16 protein-coding genes are annotated in these 10,122 nt (G+C 46.8%); all 16 read right to left on the bottom strand.

The window, feature by feature from the left end; genetic code table 11:
• Positions 1-534, bottom strand: a 534-nt coding sequence (locus ACFIMC_RS07945; RefSeq protein ID WP_375680722.1) for a DUF935 family protein, incomplete at its 3' end; no start/stop codon positions are given.
• A gap of 12 nt (positions 535-546) precedes the next feature.
• Positions 547-2,169, bottom strand: coding sequence for a hypothetical protein (locus tag ACFIMC_RS07940; RefSeq protein ID WP_375680721.1), 1,623 nt, complete (start codon positions 2,167-2,169; stop codon positions 547-549).
• Positions 2,162-2,743 carry a phage protein Gp27 family protein gene (locus tag ACFIMC_RS07935; protein WP_375679946.1) on the bottom strand — a complete coding sequence of 194 codons (582 nt, stop codon included), beginning with the start codon at positions 2,741-2,743 and terminating at the stop codon, positions 2,162-2,164. Before ACFIMC_RS07935 ends, ACFIMC_RS07940 begins: the two co-directional genes overlap by 8 nt.
• Positions 2,706-3,062 (bottom strand): hypothetical protein, encoded by a 357-nt coding sequence (locus tag ACFIMC_RS07930; RefSeq protein WP_375637064.1) that lies wholly within the window; start codon positions 3,060-3,062, stop codon positions 2,706-2,708. Before ACFIMC_RS07930 ends, ACFIMC_RS07935 begins: the two co-directional genes overlap by 38 nt.
• A complete protein-coding gene (locus tag ACFIMC_RS07925; protein ID WP_375607966.1) occupies positions 3,059-3,373 on the bottom strand; it encodes a DUF2730 family protein in 315 nt (104 codons plus the stop codon). Before ACFIMC_RS07925 ends, ACFIMC_RS07930 begins: the two co-directional genes overlap by 4 nt.
• On the bottom strand, positions 3,370-3,585 hold the full coding sequence (locus ACFIMC_RS07920) for a hypothetical protein (RefSeq protein WP_375680720.1): 216 nt from the start codon (positions 3,583-3,585) through the stop codon (positions 3,370-3,372). The genes ACFIMC_RS07925 and ACFIMC_RS07920 overlap by 4 nt, the downstream gene beginning before the upstream one ends.
• Positions 3,578-3,916, bottom strand: coding sequence for a hypothetical protein (locus ACFIMC_RS07915; protein WP_375613746.1), 339 nt, complete (start codon positions 3,914-3,916; stop codon positions 3,578-3,580). The genes ACFIMC_RS07920 and ACFIMC_RS07915 overlap by 8 nt, the downstream gene beginning before the upstream one ends.
• Positions 3,909-4,196, bottom strand: a complete 288-nt coding sequence (locus ACFIMC_RS07910) for a hypothetical protein (protein ID WP_375613745.1) — start codon at positions 4,194-4,196, stop codon at positions 3,909-3,911. Before ACFIMC_RS07910 ends, ACFIMC_RS07915 begins: the two co-directional genes overlap by 8 nt.
• Positions 4,193-4,774: a glycoside hydrolase family 19 protein gene (locus tag ACFIMC_RS07905; protein ID WP_375672106.1), complete on the bottom strand. Its 582-nt coding sequence runs from the start codon at positions 4,772-4,774 to the stop codon at positions 4,193-4,195. The genes ACFIMC_RS07910 and ACFIMC_RS07905 overlap by 4 nt, the downstream gene beginning before the upstream one ends.
• Positions 4,775-4,861: 87 nt before the next feature.
• Positions 4,862-5,269: a helix-turn-helix domain-containing protein gene (locus tag ACFIMC_RS07900; RefSeq protein WP_375648297.1), complete on the bottom strand. Its 408-nt coding sequence runs from the start codon at positions 5,267-5,269 to the stop codon at positions 4,862-4,864.
• A 6-nt stretch (positions 5,270-5,275) separates the two neighbouring features.
• On the bottom strand, positions 5,276-5,893 hold the full coding sequence (locus tag ACFIMC_RS07895; RefSeq protein WP_375680719.1) for a regulatory protein GemA: 618 nt from the start codon (positions 5,891-5,893) through the stop codon (positions 5,276-5,278).
• Between the two features lie 9 nt (positions 5,894-5,902).
• On the bottom strand, positions 5,903-6,526 hold the full coding sequence (locus ACFIMC_RS07890; RefSeq protein ID WP_375672119.1) for a DUF3164 family protein: 624 nt from the start codon (positions 6,524-6,526) through the stop codon (positions 5,903-5,905).
• Between the two features lie 14 nt (positions 6,527-6,540).
• Complete coding sequence (locus ACFIMC_RS07885; RefSeq protein ID WP_375627417.1) at positions 6,541-6,792, bottom strand: hypothetical protein; 252 nt, start codon at positions 6,790-6,792, stop codon at positions 6,541-6,543.
• A complete protein-coding gene (locus ACFIMC_RS07880; protein ID WP_375680718.1) occupies positions 6,789-7,052 on the bottom strand; it encodes a hypothetical protein in 264 nt (87 codons plus the stop codon). Before ACFIMC_RS07880 ends, ACFIMC_RS07885 begins: the two co-directional genes overlap by 4 nt.
• Positions 7,049-8,080: an AAA family ATPase gene (locus ACFIMC_RS07875; RefSeq protein WP_375680717.1), complete on the bottom strand. Its 1,032-nt coding sequence runs from the start codon at positions 8,078-8,080 to the stop codon at positions 7,049-7,051. Before ACFIMC_RS07875 ends, ACFIMC_RS07880 begins: the two co-directional genes overlap by 4 nt.
• A gap of 347 nt (positions 8,081-8,427) precedes the next feature.
• On the bottom strand, positions 8,428-10,122 hold a 1,695-nt coding region (locus ACFIMC_RS07870; RefSeq protein WP_375680716.1), incomplete at its 5' end, for a transposase domain-containing protein.

Genomic DNA, 10,122 nt, shown 5'->3' with positions numbered 1-10,122 from the left:
AGACCCCTCTTCTTTTAAACGCAAATGAAAACCATCCCGCCGGTCTAATTGAAAAAACCGCTGGTCACGCCATTTCCAAGCAACCGGCCACCATTCCTTGGCACTCTTGTCCCACAAAGTTTCAACAACCGCATAGCCTTTTCCCAAAGCATCTAACAAATCCGTGACATAATCATCAACAAAGGTAGGCGCACTAATCACTTCCCGCACCGCATCTGCTATCTTTTTGTCCTGTGCACTGTTGCTTGCGGCAATCACTCCAGGCTCCACCCCTGTAAGAGCATTTTTACGCATGCCAAGCACAGCTCGATAATGTAAATCACGCTCTTCCATATCATCGGCAAGTTGGAAAAACTGCTCTGGATGCCCCCGTGCTGCCTGTTGCAAAATATCAGCAAGTTGCGCAGGGGTGAGACCACTGACAATGGTTTGTGACCACACATCACGAATACCATTAACGGTAGGGCTTGCAACTTCCCTCTCCAACCCTTTGATATTAAGCGCCCTGCCCCACTGATCTAAAAGTTTTACCATCTCATCATCCCATCAATAAATCTTTGATCGCATTGTTGAAAAAAAAGGCGTTGAAAAGAGCGAGCTTTCATCAAAACGATAAGCCTCTCTCACAGGTGTATAATCATAAATTTCAGGAGTTTGGCGGCTGGCAAAATAAGCCAAAGCGCAAGCAATCGCGCTATCACCATGGCGCATAAAACCATCACTGCCTTTAAAACGATGATTGTCTGGAATTTTCACAATGCCATTGACATAAGCAAGCGCTTGATGATCGGCAACAATGTCACTATCGCGCGGCAAAACAATCGTCCCATCCCCAAAAGCTTCTAAATAAGCCGGCATTTCCTTGCCATACCAACTTTGTGACAAGGGCACTTCCTTCACACAAGCCCCATAACGCTGCGCCGCTTTTTCGGCTAAATAAGCCCCATTGCCCCGCGCATCTAACGCGCCGCCCATCAAACGCGGCAAACCATTCACCCCATAAAATAAAATCTCTCTTTGTTGATCAAACGGCGTATTGCGCAATTCCACCATAAACCGTACACGGCGCACCAAATCTTGTCCCACCTCCATCACCACAATCGATGTCGCATCGCCACTCCGCGCAAAATCAACACCAAAAACATGTTGGCGCCGCCGGTCAAGCCCAGCATGAAGAGGTTTTATATGCTTCTCACACCAAGCAAAAGCAGCAACACTTCGTTGATGTTCCGATTGATTTTTAAAATCATCCACACAAGCAAAACGCAACAATGCAATGTCAGGCGCGCAACAATTTTCAATCTGCAAACGTGTTAAAGCAGCCCCTTCTTGATCGGCTGGTATGGCATCTAATTCTTGGCGCATCGCAGCCAAACGCACCCCATAAGAGGCACGAATTTGCTCTTCCCATTGTTGCTCAGATGCTAAACTCCACACCTCCCCCTTCATGGCACAAACCCGTTTAAACAAGCCATTTTTAACAGCGACACCAAAGGGGTAACAATGCACCGAAAAAGGCACTTTGCCTGCTCGTGCTTCACGGATCAATTCATTGAAAGGATTGAGTACACCATTATGGGTGGAGATCACACGGATCTTGCCTCCCCAAATGAGCAAAGCATTGACAGCATCCAAAACAGCGCGCACATCTTGATGAAACGCCGCCTCGTCAATCACCACAATGCCCTGTAGTCCGCGAATATTTTCAGGGCGGCTAGAAAGCGCCTCAATCCGAAACCCCGAAGCAAAACGCACCCGATAAGCAGAGATATATTTCGTCGAACCATCCGCCCTTTGATCAGAGAATAAAAATTCCTCAACATCCCCACTATGGCTCGTAATTGCCGAAGCAAAATTGCTCACATAGCCAATAAATTCCCGCCCCTTGTCTTTGGTGTCACCAATATAAAAAACATTATCGCCCCTCGCTTCACGTGCCGCCGCTGCAATCAGTGTATCATCCAAAGCTTCTGCAAAAGTAATGCCGGTCCGCCGCCCCTTTTCCACCAATTTTAATGGGGACTTATCTTCAATCCATGCCCGTTGATGCGCCATCAAAACGCCTTCCGCTAAGGGATCACTCTCTTTGGGAAAAGTACTTTTCTGCCAAATATCAAAGCCACTTTGATGATCAAAGACATGACTTTTTGAAAAGGGCTGTTCAGCCATTTTTAACCCCCAACACCTGCGCACGTATAGCCCGCGCTGTTTCTTCTGAGAGCCCCGCCGCTGCTGCTGCCACATCAACCGCTTTACTTGCTTTAGTGGTAAAATCCTTCTCTAATCTTTGCCGTCTGGTGGTCGATAAATGTTCAGCCGCCAAAACCCCTTTGAGCGCATTGGCTAATTCTTGTGCTGCTTTTGGCGAAAGGTTTTTCCCACTGCTCAACGTTGAAAAAATCAACTCCTTAATCGCTGCCGCCGTCAAAAGAGTGATATTATCAGAAGCTTTGGCATCAAAACGCTTGGAAAGACTTGCTGCAATTTCTCTTGTCTGTTCTAGGCGCCTTGACATCACGGCTAGCCGCAAAGAATAACGATTAAAACTGGAAAAAGAGGGAATAGAAAAGCTGAGACCCGTTTCCTTTCGTAAAGCCTTCAAAGCCGCTTTAAACTCACCATAAATAGCCATTTGCGTCTTCTCACGCCCATTTAAAGCCTCAGCAGCAGCAGCAATAATTTGATCACAAGCTTGCGGCAATAAATCAATCGCCGTTAAACGTCCACGCCCGACCTTGCGCATCCTTCACCTCGTCTTTTATTGATGAACGTTTAGGCCGCTTAATCCCCTCAATGGAAAAGCTCCGGTCTAAATGACGCGCTCCCCGTTCTGTTAACGCTGCAAGAAAAACTGAACCCACCTGTTTTAATGTGACAGCACCTTGATCTTCCATCCATGCCAATTCATTATGCACAAAATCGCGATCGCGCCTGATGCCATAACTGTATAAAAGCCGCTCAATCATCGCACTCGATAAAGTTTCACTGCGCTCACAAGCAAGCCCTTTTAAAATAATCAACCGCGCTTCTTCACGGATGATTTTATCCATATCTGCTTTCATTTCTTGGCATTCTCCAGTAAAAACTCTTGCAAGCGCTCACCAATGGCTGCCACCGGTTGTAATTGTGCAGAAAGCGTGTTGAGACGACCATTCAATTTCTCCATATTCACTTCCAATCTTTGCAGCGCATCACGATCAGGCAAAAAGTCCATCTCTGTTTCTAACTTTTGCACACGCTCTTTAAGCGCCGTGATATCTTTCAGCATTTCCCGCGCACCTGAAGAAAAATAGGCTCTCAAAACCCCACAAATCGCAATAACCGATAACAATAAAGACAACCAGCCATTGGCAACACTGATATCCAAATTCACTTAAAAGTCCCCTCTCTTTTGCCTAAAATCGCCCGCTCCGCAGCTTTTCTGCGCTGTTCACAAATCAATAAAGCAGCACGATCACGCCCCCAATAGTGCACCACTTCACGCGCATTCAAAGCACGCTCTGGCAATAAAGCTGGGCGGGCACACGCCATGCGAACAACAGGCGGCAACTCAACCGATAAAAAATGATAAAAAAGGCTACCCACCGGCTTGTGTGTTGAGCAAGCGCACACGCTCAAGCCCAATGCCACCGCCAGTAGTTGGCAATACTGCATTGACTTCCTCCATTTTTGTAAGCTTTTGTTCCAAAGCCGAAATCACCCCTTGCGCTCGATGCTCAGCTTCCAACGCTGCTTGTCTTTGTCGCTCTTGTACAAGCAGTGCACGTGCTGAAGCCTTGGCAATCTCCAACTGCCAATACAAATCACGCGCCTTTTCCGCTTTTAAAATTTGCGCTTTCATAAAGCCAAAAGCCGCCAACATCACACTGACCAAAAAAAGCAGACCAAAAGACAGTTTTGAAAGTGGGCTAAACATTGCTTTTATCTCCCCACCTCGTTATCTCCACCCCATCATAGGAGCTGCTATGCCGCTTATGGGAATGTTTCCTATTAGAAAAATCCAACGAGCCAAAGCCACGATGCACCCCCAGATTGCCAACAATAATCGCCACCATCGAAGGAATAGAAATGCTCGCCATATCAACAATATGCGGAACCCCCCACAAACCACCAGAAACGAGCAAAAAAATAACCCCCCAAGCAAACCAAAAAGACCACCATAAATAGAGCCTAGAGCCACGATAAGAAGGTTTCATGCCTTTACCTCGCCTCCAAGTCCCAAAAGCTTTTTGGCGCGGTTCAAATAAATCAAACGTTGCACAAGTCCATTTCTTCCCCCATTAATTGCTCTAGTAATTCTGAGTAAATCATCTTGATCAGCCAGCCTATTCAAGCCTTTCATTTGCCAAAACCAAACAGCAGACCAAAGCGCTGCTGGAAATCTTTCCACCATTTCTGGAAAAGCCTCACAATCAACAGCTTGTTCATCGACTAAGCGCCAAAACTTCGTAAAACGGCGATAATTATTGCGCCCCGTTAATTGGATCAAACCACGCCCCTTAAAGCGCACACCATCCCCAGGGTTGACATTGCCTAAATCACGCCGCCCCTCATAAGCGCGCCCAGAGGCATATTCACGCAGGGTAAAAAAGCCATCACTCTCATGGGCACATTGGCTTAAAAAATGTGCAATACGCAACGGTGTTGTGAGTGCCCCATAAGATAAAGCTTTAGGCAACACGCGTGCCATTTCAACAATAATAAAATCTTGACGCGCATGATGCGCCAGTTTAGGCGCAAGGCGATGAAGAAAAGAAGCATCTATTGAAACCATAACAAACCACTCAATGCATAAAAATCCATGCGCAGTTTATCGGATTTCAAACCCCCAATATAAGCCTGACACTGTCAGTCAAAACTCTCAATACTCATAAAACTCTGGAAATAATAAACCTTGTGGTTCTTGCAAAGAAATTTTCTTCTTCAAGCGATAGGCTGTGCGCACATGCATACCAGAAACAGCAGCGGCAGCATCAACCGACCAGCCTTTTTGCAACGCTTGCACCATTTTTTGCCGCCGTTCAGCATCTCTGCCAAGGGGGATAAGAAGGCGCACACCCGAACCATTAAAACAAAAATGGTTGATCAATTGCTGCGCCTCTTCAAACCCAACAATTTCAATCAACCAATCCGCACTCTCAAGACGCCCGGGTATATAAACTTCTCGTCCACCAAAAGCCCGCATCATATTCCATGCTGCTTCACTGCCCGCAACATCAGCTATTTCACGCAATAAGGCAGGAAAATCGCTATAGATTTCCTCTTGCATACATGCTTACCCCTCGCCTTTAACACCTTTACGGATTTTCCGCCCCCAAACATTCATCACTTCTCTAAAATCGCCCCCACTCATCTCACCCAAAGCTTTACCACTTAACGCCATAACACTTTGATGAAAAGATTCCACATCAAACACAGCATCCGGATTTAAACACTTCCATTGGGCACACAAAATGGAAATGCTTGGTTTCTTCCTCCATGAATCTTCGCGGTTTTTCCCTCTCCAGTCAACCCCACCCTCACGCTGCAACCAACCTTTCAACGCCTCAATGGCTCTGCATGCATCATCGCTATCGCGTAAAAAGCGAATATGATCAATCCCAGTCTGTCTTTTCACAAAGGCAAGCAACGCCTTATCTGAACGATCACGAATAATGCCAAGATTCCACCCAGCAATCCAAAGCGCCTGCAACTTCTTGGCATATTTACCCTCTAAAAGCTTCCTATTCGGCTTAAAACCAAACACTTTCATTTCAGCGATAACCAAGTGCTTTTCTGAAAAATTCAAATCTTTCGCCGATTGCTTGCCTGTCAAGCGATAGAGCAGTGCGCGATAGGTCTCATCATCAAGACCTAACGCGCGTTTTCCCATATGAAGGACAGCTAAAGACATCTCTCCCCCTCATGTCTTCGCCAGATCAATGGTCACAGCCCGCCAAGGGCTTTCCAATGTATCGCGCTCATAAAAACGCACATATTCCTTAGATGTCGTCACACGCAATGACTCACGAATAGCACGCATCGCCTCTTTCCAGCGTGGATCATCAATATCCAAACGCAACAGCATAAAGATCTCGCCCCGATTCACCTTGCCTTCTTTATCCGTATTAAAAGCACGCGTAATAATCGCACGGATTTCAGGGCGTGCATCCGCAGACCACTCATTCAAACACTCATCAAGAAGGCTTTTGGCAATTTGCAATTGCGGTCCAAAATCAACACTTTCCTGAACTTGCACCTTAATACGTTGCAAACCATCAAAGCTTGTGTAAGTACAATTGCCCTTTTTGCCACGCCGCTCCACACCATATTCTTGCGCAAGCAAGCTATCAAAATCACTCAAATCCGCAATCGTATGGTTGTTAAAACGTGCAATCCTTGCCGATAATTCTTTCGCAAAACCCATAATTTTGCGCACCGTTTCATCCTCTAACAAATCCGCAGGACGGATCAGGTTTACCGGCACCAAAGCCCCTTTCGCATCCTTCATATAACGCGTACCTTCAAGTTCAATTTGTGGATTCATCACCAACTTCCTCCTTATGTTTTTTGAAACCGACGAAATGGCACAACATCCCCTGAAGAAGGCGCACATCCCGCTTTCAATTGCCAACGACACCGCATAAGCTCATGACCTAAAACGTGGTTATAGCCTGCCAAACGACGCAAATACTCATTCAATTCTCGAACATCTTGTCCATGCATAAAAATGCCATTCACCTCATACTGTAAAAAGGCAGAGCGCAAAGCAATCAAGCACTCTCTCACCATATAGGGGTTACGTTCCATCATTTGCTTCCTCCAAAATCCATATAAATCACACGATTGCTCTCATCCGCATCAGAGACTTCACACTCAGCCAAAACTTCTGCAACTTCAGCTTCCAAAACCGCATCCGCCTCCCCCAAACGATGAACACTCAACTCCAATTCAAGCAATAACGCCAAATCAACACACAATTGAAGCTTTTCTCCAATATCAAAACCGCATTGATAATCGTCATAAAGACCAACAAGCGTATCGGATAATTCTTTGTCGCATAAAGAGATCATGCCAATTCCTCCACGTCACGGTTTTTCCATGCCGCTTTGACATGTTTCAAAGTCACCTCACACCCATCTCCAAGCGCTGCCATGCGTGCCAACATCATGGTTTTGTCAATTTGCCGCAAAGCTCCAGCCTTTAAGCCTATCCCTGTCAAAAACTTTATCGCACCAACATCTTCAATCCCCCAATCATGAATGCGCGCCGCAATATCCTCACTATAAGGCTTGCGCCGTTTCAAATGCATCGCCAATCGGCTTTTAATTTGCGCATAAGAGGGACCATTTTGACGATGAACCAACCGCCCCGAGATCTCATCATTGCCAACCAAAGCCAACCCCGTACCATTGATATCAACAAAGTGGCGCAACTGATTAATCGCTTCATCCGTTAAATTTTGCGCCTCATCAACAATCAACAATGTTCCGCCACCAACACGCTCTAACTTTTTGCCAATGGCACGCGTTAAGCGGGTGGGATTATATTCCACCACTTCCAATTCTGCTGCCATATCATTCAAAATACCGTGAACACTGCGCGTATGCGGGCTGGCTGTCACCAGATAAACATGCGGGCGGGTAGAGCGATAATGGCGGCAGGTTTCGGTCTTACCACTGCCCGCATCAAGCGTAATCATCACCATATCCCCCGTACTTTGTGCCAGTGTTAAAGTATCAATAATCTCACTGGCAATTCGATTCCTCTGAAAGGCTGGTTTTTCAGGGATCTTCTCCAAAAACCCCGCCGTTTCCTTTAAAGTCTCAACCCATTGTTGAACCTTTGCATTTTGCTTCCCCAACTGTCCCGCATAACTGCCCGCATACCATTGCGAAAACGTCCCATCCGGCATCCCTATGCGCCGTGCCACCTCTGCTTTCGACCAATCATTCATTTGCCCCAAAGCTCTCACCGCATCCACAAGCTCATTCCATAAAGCAATGTCATCACTGTTGCGGTTTTGTGCTGTGCCATTAGGCTGGATTTTAGGTCGCGCCCAAGGATTTTTATCGACCGTTGCATTTATCGCGTTTTTCATGTATATTCCCCTCTCGTATTGATTTTAGACTGTTGATAAGGGGAAGGGCTCCCACCCGCCCCTTATCTTTTGTCTTTAGAATGAACATTTAAAAGCCGTACGCGATACTAAAACGGCTAACCTTGCAAATCCCCTCTCTTTCTCACACATCAGGGAACTTGCTAACTCCACGCATCTTACCCGATCAGGCAAAGACACCTAGAAACTTCATGTATTGATTAGACTTTTAAAGGATTAAGATTCCTCCCCCCCTTTCTTTGTTAACGCTTCAAGCTGATACGCGATACAAAACCAGCTTCCTTTTGAGAATTCTTATAACCCCCCCTCTCTTTTCCTATTTCCTTATTCTATTGCTTGGGAAACTTGATCACCTCACGCCCCTCATCAGAGGCGGAAAGCTTTCTCAAAGCTTTATGCAAGTGTTGACTGAATTCTTCCTCCCCCAAAGCCTCATCATCGTCTGCTTTCAAAGCTAAATTCCCCACATTGTTTGGCATCAAGCGGCTCACCTTTGGCTTTATCGGAAGCTTCGATTTGAACGCTTCATCCTTTTTCTCAAGGCGACCATAAACATCGGCCAAGTGATCAGGTGCAAGCTTTGCTGCCAACTGTTTTTCTGCTTTAACAGCCTTCACATATTCTTTACGCAAACGCCCATTCAAGCGCGCCGCCTGCTGGTCATAAAAACCTACATCACAAAGGCATGGTGCCAGACAAAGCAACCGATTGTTCAAATCATAAACCCGTAAATCTTGATGCAAATTATCCGGATCAAAGCGTACAATCACTTTTTTCCCCGCATGCTCATTCAACGCCCGCGCCCAATAACGATTGCCATAAAAATGAATCTCCCCCGTACCCTTTTGCGCACGCAACGCCTCAGAGGTTAAAAGCCATAAAGCCCGTTGTGCCGCCGTTGCTTGCCGAATAATCGTCCCCTCTGCTTGCAAGCTCTCAGTAAAGGTCTCATCAAAACTGCGCCCCGCACAATTAACCGCCTTACGCCCTGCTTGCGCATTGTGTGCACAAATTTGCGCACCAACATGGGCTTTAAACGCTTCAAATCCTATCGCGCGCTTGCCATAATCTTCAGGCTTGGCATCCGGTTTATTGCCCGTATAAGCCCCCGCACAAAAGGGATGTTTCGAAATCGCTTCTGCCAGATCACGCCATGCCCGCTCAATCGGTTTAGACTGTCCGCTATAAGGGGTGGTCCATTGCAATTGCACACCCAAACTCGTCAAAAGCCCTTGCGGATCATCCGGCTTAATCTTAAAACGAAAACGGTTTTGCACACCTCCAGAAATCCACTTGCTGGTAAAGGCACGCCCATTATCCAAGGTCATACGCTCCGGTATGCCATAAGCTTCCACCATGTCCCCAATCACCAAACGAACGATTTCCCAAGTCTCAGCATCCGATAAGCGCCACGATAAAATCTTGCCCGAATAAAGATCTTGTATCGCAATCAGATAAAGCCGCACAGGCTTCTCTGTCCAAGGAACGCTCACAAAAACATCCAGCTTATGCCCGTCCATATTCACTGCTTGCAGTGCATGCAGGCTCGAGCGATCACGCCGTTGGGCTGGATAAAGCTTTTTTGCCTTTTCTTCTCCCTCACGCGCTAAAACCACAACCGCTTTGGAAATTTGCGCCTTAAAACGACGCCGCAAAGCCCGCTCTGAAGGAATGGGCAGCCAACCCCGCTCCTGCGCAACAGAAACCATGCGCCGATAACACGCCGAAAAAGCAGGTTTAGAGGGGCGCAAATAATCCGAACAAAAAACCTCCCACGCCCCCTCATGACACGGCGCAAATTGCGAAACATTCTCCTCACCATAACAAGGCGCTAAAGCTGCCAACCAATCAGGGCGCTCATACCCCTCCACCATCTGCCGCCAATTAAAAAGCGACATCCGGCTCACACCAAATTGCACCGCACTCAAACTTGCCGCATCATGCACACCCATACCGGCATGGAGCAAATCTTCCCAAAAGCAAAGTGCCTTCAAACGCTCTTCACAGCGCCTTTTATGCGCCTT

Origin of the sequence: Bartonella sp. AP21QHHD (genome assembly GCF_042196205.1) — a bacterium.
Classification (GTDB): domain Bacteria; phylum Pseudomonadota; class Alphaproteobacteria; order Rhizobiales; family Rhizobiaceae; genus Bartonella.
Note: the sequence above shows the minus strand (reverse complement) of the source record. Positions and strands in the feature narration are given on the sequence as shown.

Excerpts from the sequence above, each read along its gene's own strand:
- ACFIMC_RS07930 (WP_375637064.1), bottom strand. The coding sequence starts at position 3,062 with ATGAAAGCAGATATGGATAAAATCATCCGTGAAGAAGCGCGGTTGATT.
- ACFIMC_RS07935 (WP_375679946.1), bottom strand. The coding sequence starts at position 2,743 with ATGCGCAAGGTCGGGCGTGGACGTTTAACGGCGATTGATTTATTGCCG.
- ACFIMC_RS07915 (WP_375613746.1), bottom strand. The coding sequence starts at position 3,916 with ATGTTTAGCCCACTTTCAAAACTGTCTTTTGGTCTGCTTTTTTTGGTC.
- ACFIMC_RS07880 (WP_375680718.1), bottom strand. The coding sequence starts at position 7,052 with ATGATCTCTTTATGCGACAAAGAATTATCCGATACGCTTGTTGGTCTT.
- ACFIMC_RS07905 (WP_375672106.1), bottom strand. The coding sequence starts at position 4,774 with ATGGTTTCAATAGATGCTTCTTTTCTTCATCGCCTTGCGCCTAAACTG.
- ACFIMC_RS07890 (WP_375672119.1), bottom strand. The coding sequence starts at position 6,526 with ATGAATCCACAAATTGAACTTGAAGGTACGCGTTATATGAAGGATGCG.
- ACFIMC_RS07875 (WP_375680717.1), bottom strand. The coding sequence starts at position 8,080 with ATGAAAAACGCGATAAATGCAACGGTCGATAAAAATCCTTGGGCGCGA.
- ACFIMC_RS07940 (WP_375680721.1), bottom strand. The coding sequence starts at position 2,169 with ATGGCTGAACAGCCCTTTTCAAAAAGTCATGTCTTTGATCATCAAAGT.
- ACFIMC_RS07910 (WP_375613745.1), bottom strand. The coding sequence starts at position 4,196 with ATGAAACCTTCTTATCGTGGCTCTAGGCTCTATTTATGGTGGTCTTTT.
- ACFIMC_RS07885 (WP_375627417.1), bottom strand. The coding sequence starts at position 6,792 with ATGATGGAACGTAACCCCTATATGGTGAGAGAGTGCTTGATTGCTTTG.
- ACFIMC_RS07900 (WP_375648297.1), bottom strand. The coding sequence starts at position 5,269 with ATGCAAGAGGAAATCTATAGCGATTTTCCTGCCTTATTGCGTGAAATA.
- ACFIMC_RS07895 (WP_375680719.1), bottom strand. The coding sequence starts at position 5,893 with ATGTCTTTAGCTGTCCTTCATATGGGAAAACGCGCGTTAGGTCTTGAT.